Annotated in this window: 12 protein-coding genes, 1 tRNA gene and 2 rRNA genes (1 of these 15 running past the window's edge); 3 read left to right on the top strand and 12 right to left on the bottom strand. The window is 59.2% G+C overall.

Annotated features, from left to right (window positions below; genetic code table 11):
* Positions 1-147: 147 nt before the first annotated feature.
* Together cysE and trmJ are read right to left on the bottom strand one after the other, a co-directional pair.
* Positions 148-951, bottom strand: coding sequence for a serine O-acetyltransferase (cysE, locus tag K3F44_RS24345; protein ID WP_150570781.1), 804 nt, complete (start codon positions 949-951; stop codon positions 148-150).
* 3 nt (positions 952-954) lie between these two features.
* Entirely contained in the window at positions 955-1,710 is a 756-nt protein-coding gene (gene trmJ / locus K3F44_RS24340) for a tRNA (cytosine(32)/uridine(32)-2'-O)-methyltransferase TrmJ (protein WP_101316678.1), read from the bottom strand.
* A 150-nt stretch (positions 1,711-1,860) separates the two neighbouring features.
* Between trmJ and suhB the strand changes: the two genes are divergently transcribed.
* Positions 1,861-2,679: an inositol-phosphate phosphatase gene (gene suhB / locus K3F44_RS24335; RefSeq protein ID WP_101316676.1), complete on the top strand. Its 819-nt coding sequence runs from the start codon at positions 1,861-1,863 to the stop codon at positions 2,677-2,679.
* Between the two features lie 199 nt (positions 2,680-2,878).
* On the opposite strand, the gene K3F44_RS24330 is transcribed toward suhB, so the two are convergent.
* The 6 genes from K3F44_RS24330 to queA all read right to left on the bottom strand — a co-directional run bounded on the left by K3F44_RS24330 (position 2,879) and on the right by queA (position 8,957).
* Positions 2,879-3,418 carry a glycine zipper 2TM domain-containing protein gene (locus tag K3F44_RS24330; protein WP_220633118.1) on the bottom strand — a complete coding sequence of 180 codons (540 nt, stop codon included), beginning with the start codon at positions 3,416-3,418 and terminating at the stop codon, positions 2,879-2,881.
* Between the two features lie 120 nt (positions 3,419-3,538).
* On the bottom strand, positions 3,539-4,447 hold the full coding sequence (gene secF / locus K3F44_RS24325; RefSeq protein WP_101316674.1) for a protein translocase subunit SecF: 909 nt from the start codon (positions 4,445-4,447) through the stop codon (positions 3,539-3,541).
* 10 nt (positions 4,448-4,457) lie between these two features.
* On the bottom strand, positions 4,458-6,320 hold the full coding sequence (secD, locus tag K3F44_RS24320) for a protein translocase subunit SecD (protein WP_220633117.1): 1,863 nt from the start codon (positions 6,318-6,320) through the stop codon (positions 4,458-4,460).
* A 65-nt stretch (positions 6,321-6,385) separates the two neighbouring features.
* A complete protein-coding gene (gene yajC, locus K3F44_RS24315) occupies positions 6,386-6,721 on the bottom strand; it encodes a preprotein translocase subunit YajC (RefSeq protein WP_103436107.1) in 336 nt (111 codons plus the stop codon).
* 56 nt (positions 6,722-6,777) lie between these two features.
* On the bottom strand, positions 6,778-7,893 hold the full coding sequence (gene tgt / locus K3F44_RS24310; protein ID WP_178080815.1) for a tRNA guanosine(34) transglycosylase Tgt: 1,116 nt from the start codon (positions 7,891-7,893) through the stop codon (positions 6,778-6,780).
* Positions 7,894-7,907: 14 nt separating this feature from the next.
* Positions 7,908-8,957, bottom strand: a complete 1,050-nt coding sequence (gene queA / locus K3F44_RS24305) for a tRNA preQ1(34) S-adenosylmethionine ribosyltransferase-isomerase QueA (protein ID WP_150570779.1) — start codon at positions 8,955-8,957, stop codon at positions 7,908-7,910.
* Positions 8,958-9,065: 108 nt separating this feature from the next.
* Between queA and K3F44_RS24300 the strand changes: the two genes are divergently transcribed.
* Positions 9,066-9,150 (top strand) — tRNA-Leu (locus K3F44_RS24300).
* A gap of 124 nt (positions 9,151-9,274) precedes the next feature.
* Here the strand turns inward: K3F44_RS24300 and K3F44_RS24295 are convergent.
* Positions 9,275-10,222 (bottom strand): LysR substrate-binding domain-containing protein, encoded by a 948-nt coding sequence (locus K3F44_RS24295; RefSeq protein ID WP_220633116.1) that lies wholly within the window; start codon positions 10,220-10,222, stop codon positions 9,275-9,277.
* A gap of 107 nt (positions 10,223-10,329) precedes the next feature.
* Between K3F44_RS24295 and K3F44_RS24290 the strand changes: the two genes are divergently transcribed.
* The gene (locus K3F44_RS24290) at positions 10,330-11,382 is read left to right on the top strand and encodes a Gfo/Idh/MocA family protein (RefSeq protein WP_220633115.1); all 1,053 of its coding nucleotides are present in this window, start codon (positions 10,330-10,332) and stop codon (positions 11,380-11,382) included.
* Between the two features lie 119 nt (positions 11,383-11,501).
* Here the strand turns inward: K3F44_RS24290 and K3F44_RS24285 are convergent, their stop codons facing one another.
* From K3F44_RS24285 to K3F44_RS24275, 3 genes are all read right to left on the bottom strand, one after another.
* Positions 11,502-13,748, bottom strand: coding sequence for a TonB-dependent siderophore receptor (locus K3F44_RS24285; RefSeq protein ID WP_220633114.1), 2,247 nt, complete (start codon positions 13,746-13,748; stop codon positions 11,502-11,504).
* 321 nt (positions 13,749-14,069) lie between these two features.
* Positions 14,070-14,185, bottom strand: a 5S ribosomal RNA gene (rrf, locus tag K3F44_RS24280).
* 126 nt (positions 14,186-14,311) lie between these two features.
* Positions 14,312-16,696 (bottom strand): 23S ribosomal RNA (locus K3F44_RS24275) (it continues 508 nt past the right edge of the window).

Genomic DNA, 16,696 nt, shown 5'->3' with positions numbered 1-16,696 from the left:
ACAGAATGTGAGCAAGTATGCGATTCCCGAGCATTTAAGTCAACTATTAGACCTACTGCTTTAGTCGGGTTTGCACTCGAAGGGCGGGCGCGAGTGTAGCAGACACTGGCCGCGAGCACACGCCCACGGCTAGCGCCATCGTCGCTGTCAATGTGGTTGGGTGTCGCTCTGCGCCTGCTGCCTTGCCTCGACCGGTGCGACGTCAACGAAATCTTCTTCGGGCAGCGCCGGCAGCGCCTTGCCGTGATAGTCGCTACCCAGCTTGGTCAACGCGCCGCACATGCCCTGCAGACGCTCGTCGACCGCTTGCAGGTGGTCGAGCATCTGGCCAATGGCGCGGGCAACCGGGTCAGGCATGTCGCCACTGACGCCATAGGCATCGAAACCGATCTTCTCGGCCATGGCCTTGCGCTTGGCTTCGACTTCGGAGTCTTCCTGCGCCTTGACGATAATGCGACCGGGGATACCCACTGCGGTGGCGCCTGGCGGAACCTCCTTGGTGACCACAGCATTGGAGCCGATCTTGGCTCCGGCGCCGACAGTGAATGGGCCGAGCACCTTGGCGCCGGCACCGACTACCACGCCATTGCCCAGCGTCGGGTGGCGCTTGCCGGCGTTCCAGCTGGTACCACCGAGGGTCACGCCCTGGTAGAGGGTGACGTCGTCACCGATCTCGGCGGTCTCACCAATGACGATCCCCATGCCGTGATCAATGAAGAAGCGTCGGCCGATGGTCGCGCCCGGGTGGATTTCGATGCCAGTCATCCAGCGGCCGAAGTTCGACACCAGCCGCGCCAGCCACTTCAGGTCACGCGTCCACAGGGCGTGGCCAAGGCGGTGCAGCCAGATCGCGTGCATGCCGGGATAGCAGGTCAGCACTTCAAAAGCGTTACGCGCCGCCGGGTCACGATGGAATACGCTTTGGATATCTTCACGCAGACGTTCGAACATTGCTCAATCCTTCCGCTTATGCGACTCACCCCGAGCGACCTTCTGAGTCTCGGTGAGGATGCCGCGTAAAATGCTCATTTCCGTACGCTCTACCGAACTGCGACCGTACAGGCGACGCAGGCGCGCCATCAGGTGCTTGGGTTTGTCCGGATCGAGGAAGGCGATGTCCACCAGGGTTTTTTCCAGGTGGTCGTAGAAACGCTCCATCTCGTCCAGGGTCGCCAGTTCGACGGCGTCGGCCTTGTCACTGATCGACGGCGCACCCTGCGCGGCCAGCCAGGCCATGCGCACCTCATAGCCAAGCACCTGCACGGCGGCGGCCAGATTGAGCGAGCTGAAGTCAGGGTTCGAGGGAATGTGCACATGGAAGTGACATCGCTGCAATTCGTCGTTGGTCAGCCCGGCATGCTCGCGACCGAACACCAGGGCGATTTCGTCACCCATGGTGGCACGCTCGACCGACTTGGCGCCGCACTCGCGCGGATCCAGCATCGGCCACGGCAGGCTGCGGTCGCGGGCACTGGTGCCGATCGCAAGGCTGCAACCAACCAGCGCCTCTTCCAGCGAGTCGACCACCAGCGCGCCACTGAGCACGTCGTCTGCGCCAGAAGCGCGGGCGCTGGCGTCAGCTGCCGGAAACTCCTGTGGCTGGACCAGCACCAGGCGCGACAAGCCCATGTTTTTCATGGCACGCGCAGCGCCGCCGATGTTGCCGGGGTGGCTGGTATTGACCAGAACAACACGAATATTTTGCAGCACGGTGGGTGCTCTCAAAGGCAGATATCAGGGCGGTCGATCTTACAGAACCGACGGACGTTACGCCATGAAAGCAAATGCGGCGCTGCCGTTGTCAAAAAACTCTGCTAAAATGGCCGGCTTTCTTCTTTAACATCTCCAGGTGAACCGCCCATGCAGCCTATGCTGACTATCGCCCTGCGCGCTGCTCGCAGCGCCAGTGAACTGATTTTCCGCTCCATCGAACGCCTGGACACCATCAAGGTGGACGAAAAGGACGCCAAGGACTACGTGTCCGAGGTTGACCGCGCTGCCGAGCAGAAAATCGTCGATGCTCTGCGCAAGGCCTACCCGAACCACTCGATCCAGGGTGAAGAGACCGGCTTCCACGCTGGCTCTGGTGAAGAAGGCAAAGACTACCTGTGGATCATCGACCCGCTCGATGGCACCACCAACTTCCTGCGTGGCATTCCCCACTTTGCAGTGAGCATCGCCTGCAAATACCGCGGTCGCCTGGAGCACGCAGTGGTACTGGATCCGGTTCGCCAGGAAGAGTTCACCGCCAGCCGTGGCCGTGGCGCCCAGATCAACGGTCGCCGCCTGCGCGTCAGCTCGCGCACCAGCCTTGAAGGCGCCCTGCTGGGTACCGGCTTCCCGTTCCGCGACAACCAGATGGCCGACCTCGACAACTATCTGGGCATGATCCGCGCCCTAACTGGCCAGACTGCCGGCATCCGCCGCGCCGGTTCTGCCAGCCTTGACCTGGCCTACGTAGCGGCCGGTCGTTTCGATGCGTTCTGGGAGTCGGGCCTGTCCGAGTGGGACATGGCTGCAGGCGTACTGCTGGTGCAGGAAGCTGGCGGTCTGGTCAGCGACTTCAACGGTGGCCACGAATTCCTCGAGAAAGGCCACATCGTTGCTGGCAACATCAAGTGCTTCAAAGCCGTGCTGACTGCCATCCAGCCGCACGTACCACAATCGCTGAAGCGCTAAGCGCCGGTCAGCCACAAAAAAGCACCCCACGGGGTGCTTTTTTTATACGAGTACGTTGAGACTCGACCCCTGTAGGAGCGGCCTTGTGTCGCGAAAGGCCAGCGTAGCTGGCCCGGCATTCTTTGGTGCTGCACAGATCTTGGGGCCGCTGCGACCCTTCCCGACCGGTCCGGCGCCCCGGCAAGGCCGCTCCTACAGATTACTGCGCCTTGCTCAGCACCAGCTTGCCATTCTCATCCAGCGGAATGGTCGAACCTGGCTCGTGGTCCATCTTCACTTTGCCGATCTTGTCGCCAATCGAATAGGTGACGCTGTAGCCAACCACTTTCTCGCTCAGGTCATGCACGGTGTTACAGCGGGTCTGGGTGGTGGTGTAGGTGTCACGCTCTTGCATCCCTTCCTGCACCTTGTTACCGGCGTAGCCGCCGCCGACCGCACCGGCCACGGTGGCAATCTTCTTGCCGGTGCCGCCACCGATCTGGTTGCCGAGCAAGCCACCCGCCAACGCACCGACCACGGTACCGGCGATCTGATGTTGATCCTTGACCGGCGCCTGGCGCGTCACGGTCACGTCCTTGCACACTTCACGTGGAGTCTTGACCTGCTGCTTGATCGGCTGCACGTCGGTCACCTCAGCGACCTCTGGGCCTTTGTTCACCAAGCTGTAGGTCGCCATTGCGCCTGCGGCAGTTACACCGACGGCACCGAGCACCGCACCCACCAGCATTGATTTATTCACGTGAACCTCCTGATCGTACCAGCGGGCCATAACCCGCGCTTGTCCCAGCCTTGGAGCAAAAAAAAAGCCGCGAGTTCAACACTCGCGGCTCTCTTGGCGCCAAACGGCGGCGGCTTGCGGTTATGGACGCTCGTCCACACCCTCGGCCTTGACCGGTGGAATCAGGTCTTCGCTGTTCAGGTTCAGCCAGATCAGTACCACGTTGGCGATGTAGATCGACGAGTAGGTACCGGCCATGACCCCGATGAACAGAGCCAGGGAGAAGCCGAACAGGTTGTCACCCCCGAAGATCAACAGCGCGGCGATGGCCAGCAAGGTCGAAACCGAAGTGGCAATGGTGCGCAGCAGGGTCTGCGTGGTCGAGACGTTGATGTTCTCGATCAGCGAGGCCTTGCGCATGACGCGGAAGTTTTCCCGCACGCGGTCGAATACCACGATGGTGTCGTTCAGCGAGTAACCGATGATCGCCAGCACTGCCGCCAGCACCGTCAAATCGAAAGTGATCTGGAAGAACGAGAGGATACCCACGGTCACGACCACGTCGTGGATCAGCGAGATGATCGCGCCGACGGCGAATTTCCACTGGAAGCGGAAGGCTAGGTAGATGAGTACCCCGCCCAGCGCCAGCAGCATGCCCAGGCCGCCCTGGTCACGCAGTTCTTCACCTACCTGCGGGCCGACGAACTCGACTCGCTTGAGGGTCGCCGGGTTGTCGCCGCCGACTTTCTGCAGCGCTGCAGCAACCTTGCTGCCCAGTTGCGGGTCGTCGCCCGGCATGCGCACCAGCAGATCGGTAGTCGCACCGAAGCTCTGCACGATGGCGTCCTCGAAGCCCGACTGAGCGAGCTCGGCGCGGACCAGCTTGAGGTCTGCCGGACGCTCGTAGGTCAGCTCGATGAGCGTACCGCCGGTGAAGTCCAGACCGAAGTTCAAACCCTTCTGCCACCAGCTGAACAACGCCAGGATGGTCAGCAGGACAGTGACGGCGAACGCAACGTTGCGCACGCCCATGAAGTTGATGGTTTTCATGGTTATTCCCTCAAACCCACAGCTTCTTGATGTCACGCCCGCCGCAGGTCAGGTTGACCATTGCGCGGGTCACCATGACGGCGGTGAACATCGAGGTGAAAATCCCGAGGGACATGGTTACCGCGAAGCCTTTGACCGGCCCGGTGCCCATCGCGAAGAGGATACCGCCGACCAGCAGGCTGGTCAGGTTGGCGTCGATGATCGCGGTGTAGGCACGGCTGAAGCCTTCGTGGATGGCGCGCTGCACCGACATGCCGTTTTTCAGCTCCTCGCGAATCCGCGAGAAGATCAGCACGTTGGCGTCGACCGCCATACCCATGGTCAGCACGATACCGGCGATGCCCGGCAGGGTCAGGGTGGCACCCAGCAGGGACATCAAGGCCAGCAGCAGGATCATGTTGCCGGTCAGGGCAACGGTCGCGATCACGCCAAAACCACGGTAGATGGCGATGATGAAGATGGACACGAACAGCATGCCCCACAGCGATGCATCGACACCTTTGGTGATGTTGTCGGCACCCAGGCTTGGACCAATGGTGCGCTCTTCAGCGAAGTACATCGGCGCAGCCAGACCGCCGGCACGCAGCAGCAGGGCCAGTTCGGACGATTCACCCTGGCCATTGAGGCCGGTGATGCGGAACTGGCTGCCCAGTGGCGATTGGATGGTCGCCAGGCTGATGATCTTTTTCTCTTCCTGGAAGCTCTGTACGGCAACTTCCTTCTCGACGCCGTCGACGGTCTGCTTGACGTAGCGAGTGATCGGCTTCTGCTCGATGAAGATTACTGCCATGCTGCGGCCGACGTTGCTGCGCGTCGCGCGGCTCATCAACTCGCCGCCATGGCCATCGAGGCGGATGTTGACCTGTGGCCGGCCTTGCTCGTCGAAGCTGGCTTGGGCGTCGGTGACCTGGTCACCGGTAATGATCAAACCACGCTCGACCGGCGCCGAACGGCCGCCATCACGGAATTCGAAGACCTCGGTAGTGGCCTTGGAGGCACCTGGTTCGGCACCGAAGCGGAACTCGAGGTTGGCGGTCTTGCCGAGGATGCGCTTGGCTTCGGCAGTGTCCTGCACGCCTGGCAGCTCGACCACGATACGGTTGGCACCCTGACGCTGCACCAGCGGCTCGGCCACACCCAGTTCGTTGACCCGGTTACGCACGGTGGTCAGGTTTTGCTTGATCGAGTATTCGCGGATCTCGGCAACCTTGGCCGGGGTCAGCGCCAGACGCAGCACAGCGAGCTCGTTGCGCTCGGTGGTGGTCAGGTCGAAATCGGTGAAGCTCTTGCGAATCAGGGCACGGGCCTGTTCGCGGGTGGCGTCGTCAGAGAAGCCCAGCACGATGCCGCCATCCTGCTGAGGCAGGCTGCGGTAGCGGACGCGCTCTTTGCGCAACAGGGTCTTCACTTCGCCTTCGTAGACCTTCATGCGCGCGCTCATGGCCTTGTCCATGTCCACTTCGAGCAGGAAGTGCACACCACCGGACAGGTCCAGACCGAGCTTCATCGGGCTTGCACCCAGGTTACGCAGCCACTGCGGGGTGGTCTGGGCCAGGTTCAGAGCCACGACGTAGTCATCGCCCAGGGCCTTGCGCACCACATCCTTGGCTGGCAGTTGGTCTTCCTGGTCGGTCAGGCGTACCAAGCCACTGCCCTTCTCGCCCAGGCTAGTGCCCTTCACGGTGATACCCGCTTCGGTCAGCGCCTTGTTGACGCGATCGAGGTCGGCCTGGTTGACCTGCAGCGCCGAGCTGGCACCACTGATCTGTACAGCCGGATCATCCGGATAGAGGTTGGGAGCGGAATAAATGAAACCGATCGCCAGCACCAGCACGATCAGTGCGTATTTCCACAGAGGATATTTGTTCAGCATCACGCCGCCCGTTCAAGACGCGGGGCGCTTTGCGCGCCCCGACTGGAAAAAGTAAAACCGGTACCTCAGATAGCCTTGAGCGTACCTTTAGGCAGGGTCGCAGCCACGGCGCCCTTCTGGAACTTCATCTCGACGGTGTCGGACACTTCCAGTACCACGAAGTCATCGGAAACCTTGACGATCTTGCCGGCGATGCCGCCGTTGGTGACAACTTCGTCACCTTTCTGCAAGTTGCCCAGCAGGTTCTTCTGCTCTTTGGCGCGCTTGGCCTGTGGACGCCAGATCATCAGGTAGAAGATGACCAGGAAGCCGACCAGGAAAATCCACTCGAAACCACCACCCATAGGGCCGGCGGCAGGGGCTGCGGCGTCCGCGTAGGCGGCGGGGATCAAAAAGCTCATGTGACACTCCAGTTGTTATGTTGCAACGTGTTGGGTTGGCAAACGGTTACAGTCAGTCAGTCCAAAGGCGGCACAGCAAGCCCGCGTTTGGCATAGAAGGCGTCGACAAAGGCGGCCAATTTACCTTGTTGAATAGCCTCGCGTAAACCGGCCATCAGGCGCTGGTAATGACGCAAGTTGTGGATTGTATTCAACATGCTGCTCAACATTTCGCCGCACTTGTCCAGGTGGTGCAGATAGGCGCGCGAGAAGTTGCTGCAGGTATAGCAATCGCAGGTCGGATCCAGCGGCGAATCATCATGGCGATGGAACGCGTTGCGGATCTTGATCACCCCGGTGTCGATGAACAGATGGCCGTTGCGCGCATTGCGCGTCGGCATCACGCAGTCGAACATGTCGACGCCGCGGCGCACACCCTCCACAAGATCCTCGGGTTTGCCTACCCCCATAAGGTAACGAGGTTTGTCAGCGGGCATCATCGCCGGCAGGTAATCGAGCACCTTGATCATCTCGTGCTTCGGCTCACCGACCGACAAGCCGCCGATCGCCAGGCCGTCGAAGTCGATGTTGACCAGCGCCTCCAGCGAGCGTTCCCGCAAGTCTTGATACATGCCGCCCTGAACGATGCCGAACAGCGCCGCAGTGTTGTCGGCGTGGGCGTCCTTGGAGCGCTGCGCCCAGCGCAGCGACAGCTCCATCGAGGTGCGCGCGACGTCATGCTCGGCCGGGTACGGCGTGCATTCGTCGAAGATCATCACGATGTCCGAGCCCAGATCACGCTGGACCTGCATCGACTCTTCCGGGCCCATGAACACCTTGGAGCCATCGACTGGCGAGGCGAAGGTCACGCCCTCTTCCTTGATCTTGCGCATGGCGCCCAGGCTGAACACCTGGAAGCCACCGGAGTCGGTCAGAATCGGGCCTTTCCACTGCATGAAATCGTGCAGGCCGTTGTGCTTCTTGATCACCTCGGTGCCCGGGCGCAGCCACAGGTGGAAGGTGTTGCCGAGAATGATCTCGGCGCCGGTGGCCTCGATGTCACGCGGCAGCATGCCCTTGACCGTGCCATAGGTGCCCACCGGCATGAACGCCGGGGTCTCGACCGTGCCACGGGGGAAGGTCAGGCGGCCACGACGGGCCTTGCCGTCGGTGGCCAGCAGTTCGAAGGACATACGACAGGTGCGACTCATGCTTGATCCTCGGGGCCGCGCGGCGCCGGATTGCGGGTGATGAACATCGCATCACCGTAACTGAAGAAGCGGTAGCCATGCTCGACCGCAGCGGCGTAAGCCGCCATGGTCTCGGGGTAACCGGCGAAGGCCGAGACCAGCATCAGCAGCGTGGACTCCGGCAGGTGGAAGTTGGTGACCAGGGCATCGACCACATTGAACGGCCGGCCCGGGTAGATAAAGATGTCGGTGTCGCCGCTGAACGCCTTGAGCTGGCCATCACGCGCGGCACTCTCCAGCGAGCGCACGCTGGTGGTGCCGACGGCAACCACTCGGCCGCCACGCGCACGGCACGCGGCCACGGCGTCGACTACCTCTTGGCTGACTTCGAGCCATTCCTTGTGCATATGGTGGTCTTCGATCTTGTCGACCCGCACCGGCTGGAAGGTGCCGGCGCCCACATGCAAGGTAACGAACGCACTCTCGACGCCCTTGGCTGCGATTTTCTCGAGCAGCGGCTGGTCGAAGTGCAGGCCTGCGGTTGGCGCCGCGACGGCACCTGCGCGCTCGGCATAAACAGTCTGATAGCGCTCGCGGTCGGCGCCCTCGTCCGGGCGATCGATATACGGCGGCAGCGGCATATGGCCGACGCGATCGAGCAGCGGCAGCACTTCTTCGCTGAAACGGAGCTCGAACAGCGTGTCATGGCGGGCGACCATCTCGGCCTCGCCGCCGCCGTCGATGAGCAACTGTGTACCGACCTTGGGCGCCTTGCTTGCACGCACATGGGCCAGCACCCGGTGGCTGTCGAGCACGCGCTCGACCAGCACTTCGAGCTTGCCGCCCGAGGCTTTTTGGCCAAACAACCGCGCCGGGATCACCCGGGTGTTGTTGAACACCATCAGGTCACCTGGGCGCAGGTGTTCGAGCAGATCGGTGAATTGCTGATGAGCCAGCGCGCCGCTCGGTCCATCAAGAACCAGCAGTCGGCTGCCATGGCGCTCGGCCAGTGGGTGGCGGGCGATCAGGGAATCGGGGAGTTCGAAGGAAAAATCGGCGACGCGCATGATTGTGTTCGGTTCGACAGGGCCGCAAAGTTTAGCCCAACCTGTGAAAATTCTCCATGAAAGCCGATTGACCGACCCGCGGAGCCTCTCTATACTGCCGCCCCACAAGCCCTGATGGCGGAATTGGTAGACGCGGCGGATTCAAAATCCGTTTTCGAAAGGAGTGGGAGTTCGAGTCTCCCTCGGGGCACCAAACGCAACACATAGACGCCTTACAGGCGTCTACGCAACATCCCAAAAGCCCGCTGATTGCGGGCTTTTTAGTTTCTACAGTTTGAACGTTTTCTCCAGCAAAGCAGTGCTCTTTGATGTGCTGCTCAGTCAGTTATGTCCTCAAGCGCATAAGCACCAGCCGTCAACTGCTCAGTCAGAAACTCAAGGCACACTTTGATTCTTTCCGACTGCGAAGCACGGACCGTCGTGACCGCGGAAATATCCGCAACCTGATGCCAAGCAGGTAGCAGTCGCATGAGCTTGCCCTGCGCAAAACTGGGGGCGACGTCCCATGTGGAGGCCATGATGATGCCCAGCCCCTCATGCGCCCACTCGCGCACGATGTCGCTGTTGTTCGATGCCATAGGCCCGGTCACCTTGACGGTCTCCATGCCAGCTGGCCCCTCTAGACGCCACAAACCAAAGCTACTGTCCCTGTCGCGCAGCAACAGGCACTCGTGCTGTGCCAGATCAGCCAGCGAAGCAGGATGGCCTCGCTCCGCGACATAGCTCGGGGCGGCGCACAGAATCCTCTGGCTGCTGGCGATCTTGTGGGCAATCAGATGCTGCTCGGTCACCTCCCCTACTCGAATATCGATATCGAACTGTTCACCGATCAGGTCCGTGCGCCTGTCCATCAACTCGATCCAGACCTCAAGTCTTGGGTAGCGCTTGCGCAGCAGGCCGAGAATGGGTGCCACATGGAAACGGCCCAGTCGTTGACTGGTGCTGATCCGCAGCAGGCCTCTGGGCTCTACCCGGTCTCCATGGGACGTTTCCAGCATGCCGTGGACGTTTTCCAGAATCTGTTTGGCCCAGACCAGCATCGCCTCGCCTTCACGGGTGATGGTGACGCGGCGCGTCGTGCGGTTGAACAGCTTGCAGTTGAGGCCTTGCTCAAGTGTCGCGATGCGCTTGCTGACGTGCGCTGGCGAGATCCCCAACTCAGCCCCTGCGCTGACGAAGCTCGAACAGCGGGCGATCGCAGTGAAGAGCAAAAGGTCACGCAGGAACGGGTCATTGTTCAGTAATTGAGAATTCTGATATTTCATCTGAGCCCATTATGACCTTCGCCGGCGATAGTAGGCTGGATCCTAACAGCACCTGATGAGCCAGCGCTGCTCCTCAGGAACACAAAAACAACTGTGAAGATCAAATCATGTCCAGAATCAGAATTGCAGTGGCCGGCGTCGGCATGATCGGTCGCCGCCATATCGAACTTGTACAAGCGAGCCTGTCTTGTGAACTGGTTGCCGTTGTTGATCCGGTAACGATCGCGGACGATTACCTGACCGCTCTGGGCATTCCTCAATATGCAGATCTGGCGGCCTTGTTCGACAACGTCAAACCGGACGGCGTTATCCTTGCCACGCCCAATGCGCTGCATGTTGCGCAGGCGTTGCAATGCGTCGAGGCAGGCGTTGCCGCCTTGATCGAAAAACCCGTCGCCCACAGCGTTGAAGAAGGTAAGCGTCTGCTCGCTGCGGCAACCGCAAAGGGTGCGCGTCTGCTGGTCGGGCACCATCGAGCACATAGCCCTGTGCTGGCCAAGGCACGGGAGATCATCGGCGAAGGCGTGCTCGGCGACATTGTTGCCGTGCAGGGCAGCGCGCTGTTCTACAAGCCGGATGACTACTTCGATGCGGCCGTGTGGCGGCGCCAGGAAGGTGGCGGCCCGATCCTGATCAACATGATTCACGAGATCGGCAACTTGCGCTCGCTGTGCGGAGAGATCGTAGCCGTCCAGGCCATGCAGTCGAGTGCCGCGCGCAACTTTCCGGTCGAAGACACGGTATGTATCGGCCTGCGCTTTGCCAACGGAGCCCTGGGCTCGTTTCTGCTGTCGGACTCTGCAGGGTGTGCCCGCAGTTGGGAGCAGACGTCCCAGGAGAATGCGAGCTACGCCGCCTACGCCGATGAAGACTGCTATGTAATCAGCGGCAAGAACGGGTCACTTGCAGTGCCCACAATGCGCCTCAAATACTATGCCCGCGCTGAAGAGCGCTCATGGTTCAAGCCTTTTCAAACGGCGACCGCCGGTGTTGAACGTCGGGATCCACTGGAGCTTCAGCTCGAGCATTTCTGCCGGATCATTCAGGGGCTTGAAGCGCCGCTGGTCACGGTGCGCGATGGCCTCAGAAATCTGATCATCACTGAGGCCATTGCCGAAGCGGCGAAGTCTGGAGCGGTCGTCAGCACAGCCCCTGTCTGATCGACTAGAACTGCCTCTCAAGCTTTAGGTGGATATTTCCCTTTGCGGGTACTACCAAAGCGAGGCCTGTTTGCAGTATGACAACTCGGCTGTACAAAACTCCAGGCAGGATCAAATCATCAGAAATCTACCGACGCACTGACCGAAAACGTGCGCGGGGCGCCCAGCACCAGGTAGTTCGAGCCGGGGTAGCCGCCAGTTGAAGCCCAATAGTTACGGCCCGCAACGTTATCCAGCCGCGCGCGCAAGGTTACATCCTTGTCATCGACTTTAAAGCCGTACCGCGCGCCCAGATCAAACCTGGTCCAGGAGGGGATCTCGAGGCTGTTGGCGTTGTTTACGTATTGACTGCTGGTGTAGACAACGCGACTGGTCAGGGTCAGGCCGTCGACGCCGGGCACATCCCATTCGCCGCCGATGTTTGCTTGCACCTTAGGCACGCCGATCGGCTCGTTGCCGTCGTTTTCACCGTTTTGAGTCTTGCTCAGTTCTGCGTCAAGCAGTGTTACCCCACCGAGCAGGCGCACGCGTTGAATTGGTGTGCCAAACAGCGACAGTTCGATGCCGCGGTTACGTTGTTCGCCGCCATCCTTGAATACCTGATTCTCGACAATACCTACAGGCTTGCGCGTTTCGAACACTGCGAGGCTACCGCCCAGAGCACCGCCATCGTATTTCACGCCGAACTCGGTCTGTTTGGCGACATACGGTGCGAGTGACTGACCAGCATTTAGAACAGGCGCGCTGGAGCCGTCAGGCAGGGTTGTGGTGGCGCTGGCCGTATCACCCTTGGTCAGCCCTTCGATGTAATTGGCATATACCGAGAACTGCTCGTTCAGTTGGTATACAGCACCCGCAACAGGTGTGGTCTCATAGCGGTTGTACTTCGACGTCTTGTCGCCACTGTTGTAGTCATAACCAGTCACATCCATGCCCTGACGACGAGCACCGAGCGTCAGCAGCAGTTGATCATCAAAGAAGCCAAGCGTGTCGGCGATTGCGATACTTTGCGTGTGCGTGCGGGCAGTGATGTGCGGATCGGACATGGAACCGCTGAAGCTCACATTGTCCGGTTTAGCAAAATCTGCGGGATCATACAGGTCACCGGCGAAGCCGCCGAAGTTACCCGCCCACGCGTTTCGATCCTTGCTGTCGAACATCGCACCCGACACCACCCACTGGTGCGACACCGGGCCGGTCTGCAGGTTGAAGCGCATCCCGACTTCGCCGGTAGTGATGGTTTCTTCGCGATAGTTGTCGAAACGATTGGCTCGGGTTACGCCTGCGGCATTGGAAGAGGGGTTGGCGAGCACGTTCTTCTCTTCGCCTTTGCGCATGCCGATCGCTGCCCACGTGGTGACAGCGTCGCTCAGGTCGTACTCCGCGCGAAAGGTGCCGAACGTCTGCTTCTCTTTCGAATAGGTCCACGACTGCCCGTAGTTCTTGTCTGCATCGGGCGGGCTCGGCACTCTGCCCGTCGGCGTGACGCTGGGCAATGGGTTGTCGATGAAGTGATATTGATGGCCGACATCTGCGGACAAACGCAAGCGCTCGCCTTGATAGTCCAGGCCGAAGGCGAACATGTCCAGTCTACGGTCCTGGTCTTCTACCGCAGTCTCGCCTCCGCGCTTGGCCACATTGACGCGCACGCCGAAGCGATCCTCTTCGCCAAAGCGTCGTGCCAGATCCGCGGCGGCGGTACCAAAGCCATTGTTCTCGGCACCTACAGTCAAACGGGTCAGCGCCTCGTTGGGGGCGCGCTTGGGCAGGATATTGATCGCACCGCCGATCCCGGTACCGCCCGGCGCCGCACCGTTGAGGAAGGCGTTGGCGCCGCGGAACACCTCCACCCGCTCGATAAATTCGGCAGCCACATACTGGCGTGGCAGTAACCCGTACAAGCCGTTGTAAGCAATGTCATCGGAATACAGAGGGAAGCCGCGCATTACGTAGAGTTCCTGGAAGTTGCCGAAACCACGGGCAATGCGCACCGACGGGTCGTTCTGAAGGATATCGGCGACACTTTGTGCCTGTTGATCCCGAATCAGCTGATTGGTGTAGGACGTCGAGGTGAATGGCGTACTCATGTAATCCTTGTTGCCCAGGATACCCACGCGCCCACCGCGGGCCACCTGACCACCCTCATATTCAGGTACCAAGCCTTCTCGCGAGGCATCGGCGCTTGCCGAGATCGCAGTTTCCTCCAACTCCAGAACGACGCCCGGGCTATCGCTTGCGCTAGCCGGTTGCTGGTTCTCCAGCGCCGTTTCTGCCAAGGCGAACGGTGTTGAGATACTCGCGACCAGCCCGATCGGTAGCCACACGGAATTAAACGCATTTTTGCGAGGGACGTTAGGGATAAGCATGAGCGGACCTGCTGGGCGTGATGGAATAGGTTCGACCACGCACTCTAGCAAACACGAATCATTATCTGTAGTGTTTTGATTTTATAGTTTGACATCGCCGTAGGAACGGCCTTGCTGCGGCGCCGGAGCGGCGGATGGGGTGAAAATGTCGGTGATCGTGGCGGGGGCAGATATTTGGGGCCGCGTTGAATTGACGTTGCGCCGTCGTCGTAGGAGCGGCCTTATGTCGCGAAAGGGCTGCGCAGCAGCTCTGGATTTTATGGATCCCGGAAAAAACAAAACCCCTACCTGCTCGCGCAGATAGGGGTTTTGCGAAATGAATCTTGACGATGACCTACTCTCACATGGGGAGACCCCACACTACCATCGGCGATGCATCGTTTCACTACTGAGTTCGGGATGGGATCAGGTGGTTCCAATGCTCTATTGTCGTCAAGAAATTCTGTAGCCAGAACGTCCAGATGAACGGCCCAGCAAATTCGGATATGTGATGTTTGTGTACGAATCTTCAGCGTTTCGTCTTCACCACCGCAATCTGCATGAGCAAATTGCTTGGGTGTTATATGGTCAAGCCTCACGGGCAATTAGTATTGGTTAGCTCAACGCCTCACAGCGCTTACACACCCAACCTATCAACGTCGTAGTCTTCGACGGCCCTTCAGGGGATTCTAGATCCCAGTGAGATCTCATCTTGAGGCAAGTTTCCCGCTTAGATGCTTTCAGCGGTTATCTCTTCCGAACATAGCTACCCGGCAATGCCACTGGCGTGACAACCGGAACACCAGAGGTTCGTCCACTCCGGTCCTCTCGTACTAGGAGCAGCCCCTCTCAAATCTCAAACGTCCACGGCAGATAGGGACCGAACTGTCTCACGACGTTCTAAACCCAGCTCGCGTACCACTTTAAATGGCGAACAGCCATACCCTTGGGACCGGCTTCAGCCCCAGGATGTGATGAGCCGACATCGAGGTGCCAAACACCGCCGTCGATATGAACTCTTGGGCGGTATCAGCCTGTTATCCCCGGAGTACCTTTTATCCGTTGAGCGATGGCCCTTCCATACAGAACCACCGGATCACTAAGACCTACTTTCGTACCTGCTCGACGTGTGGGTCTCGCAGTCAAGCGCGCTTTTGCCTTTATACTCTACGACCGATTTCCGACCGGTCTGAGCGCACCTTCGTACTCCTCCGTTACTCTTTGGGAGGAGACCGCCCCAGTCAAACTACCCACCATACACTGTCCTCGATCCGGATAACGGACCTGAGTTAGAACCTCAAAGTTGCCAGGGTGGTATTTCAAGGATGGCTCCATGAGAACTGGCGTCCCCACTTCAAAGCCTCCCACCTATCCTACACAAGCAAATTCAAAGTCCAGTGCAAAGCTATAGTAAAGGTTCACGGGGTCTTTCCGTCTAGCCGCGGATACACTGCATCTTCACAGCGATTTCAATTTCACTGAGTCTCGGGTGGAGACAGCGCCGCCATCGTTACGCCATTCGTGCAGGTCGGAACTTACCCGACAAGGAATTTCGCTACCTTAGGACCGTTATAGTTACGGCCGCCGTTTACCGGGGCTTCGATCAAGAGCTTCGCTTGCGCTAACCCCATCAATTAACCTTCCGGCACCGGGCAGGCGTCACACCCTATACGTCCACTTTCGTGTTTGCAGAGTGCTGTGTTTTTAATAAACAGTCGCAGCGGCCTGGTATCTTCGACCGGCAAAAGCTTACGGGGTAAACCCTTCACCTTCGCCGGCGCACCTTCTCCCGAAGTTACGGTGCCATTTTGCCTAGTTCCTTCACCCGAGTTCTCTCAAGCGCCTTGGTATTCTCTACCTAACCACCTGTGTCGGTTTGGGGTACGGTTCCCGATTGTCTGAAGCTTAGGAGCTTTTCTTGGAAGCATGGCATCAACCACTTCGTCGCCTAAAGGCAACTCGTCATCAGCTCTCGGCCTTGGGATCCCGGATTTGCCTAAGATCCCAGCCTACCACCTTAAACTTGGACTACCAACGCCAAGCTGGCCTAGCCTTCTCCGTCCCTCCATCGCAACAATCGGAAGTACAGGAATATTAACCTGTTTTCCATCGACTACGCTTTTCAGCCTCGCCTTAGGGACCGACTAACCCTGCGTCGATTAACGTTGCGCAGGAAACCTTGGTCTTTCGGCGTGCAAGTTTTTCACTCGCATTGTCGTTACTCATGTCAGCATTCGCACTTCTGATACCTCCAGCAAGCTTCTCAACTCACCTTCACAGGCTTACAGAACGCTCCTCTACCGCATCACCAGAAGGTGATACCCGTAGCTTCGGTGCATGGTTTGAGCCCCGTTACATCTTCCGCGCAGGCCGACTCGACTAGTGAGCTATTACGCTTTCTTTAAAGGGTGGCTGCTTCTAAGCCAACCTCCTAGCTGTCTAAGCCTTCCCACATCGTTTCCCACTTAACCATGACTTTGGGACCTTAGCTGACGGTCTGGGTTGTTTCCCTTTTCACGACGGACGTTAGCACCCGCCGTGTGTCTCCCATGCTCGGCACTTGTAGGTATTCGGAGTTTGCATCGGTTTGGTAAGTCGGGATGACCCCCTAGCCGAAACAGTGCTCTACCCCCTACAGTGATACATGAGGCGCTACCTAAATAGCTTTCGAGGAGAACCAGCTATCTCCGAGCTTGATTAGCCTTTCACTCCGATCCACAGGTCATCCGCTAACTTTTCAACGGTAGTCGGTTCGGTCCTCCAGTTAGTGTTACCCAACCTTCAACCTGCCCATGGATAGATCGCCCGGTTTCGGGTCTATACCCAGCGACTAAACGCCCTATTAAGACTCGCTTTCGCTACGCCTCCCCTATTCGGTTAAGCTCGCCACTGAATATAAGTCGCTGACCCATTATACAAAAGGTACGCAGTCACCTAACAAAGTAGGCTCCCACTGCTTGTACGCATAC

This window comes from Pseudomonas sp. S07E 245, from assembly GCF_019599025.1.
GTDB classification, from domain to species: domain Bacteria; phylum Pseudomonadota; class Gammaproteobacteria; order Pseudomonadales; family Pseudomonadaceae; genus Aquipseudomonas; species Aquipseudomonas shirazensis.
This window is presented reverse-complemented; position numbering and strand designations above follow the sequence as displayed.

Excerpts from the sequence above, each read along its gene's own strand:
- cysE (WP_150570781.1), bottom strand. The coding sequence starts at position 951 with ATGTTCGAACGTCTGCGTGAAGATATCCAAAGCGTATTCCATCGTGAC.
- suhB (WP_101316676.1), top strand. The coding sequence starts at position 1,861 with ATGCAGCCTATGCTGACTATCGCCCTGCGCGCTGCTCGCAGCGCCAGT.
- secF (WP_101316674.1), bottom strand. The coding sequence starts at position 4,447 with ATGAAAACCATCAACTTCATGGGCGTGCGCAACGTTGCGTTCGCCGTC.
- secD (WP_220633117.1), bottom strand. The coding sequence starts at position 6,320 with ATGCTGAACAAATATCCTCTGTGGAAATACGCACTGATCGTGCTGGTG.
- yajC (WP_103436107.1), bottom strand. The coding sequence starts at position 6,721 with ATGAGCTTTTTGATCCCCGCCGCCTACGCGGACGCCGCAGCCCCTGCC.
- tgt (WP_178080815.1), bottom strand. The coding sequence starts at position 7,893 with ATGTCCTTCGAACTGCTGGCCACCGACGGCAAGGCCCGTCGTGGCCGC.
- queA (WP_150570779.1), bottom strand. The coding sequence starts at position 8,957 with ATGCGCGTCGCCGATTTTTCCTTCGAACTCCCCGATTCCCTGATCGCC.
- K3F44_RS24295 (WP_220633116.1), bottom strand. The coding sequence starts at position 10,222 with ATGAAATATCAGAATTCTCAATTACTGAACAATGACCCGTTCCTGCGT.
- K3F44_RS24290 (WP_220633115.1), top strand. The coding sequence starts at position 10,330 with ATGTCCAGAATCAGAATTGCAGTGGCCGGCGTCGGCATGATCGGTCGC.
- K3F44_RS24285 (WP_220633114.1), bottom strand. The coding sequence starts at position 13,748 with ATGCTTATCCCTAACGTCCCTCGCAAAAATGCGTTTAATTCCGTGTGG.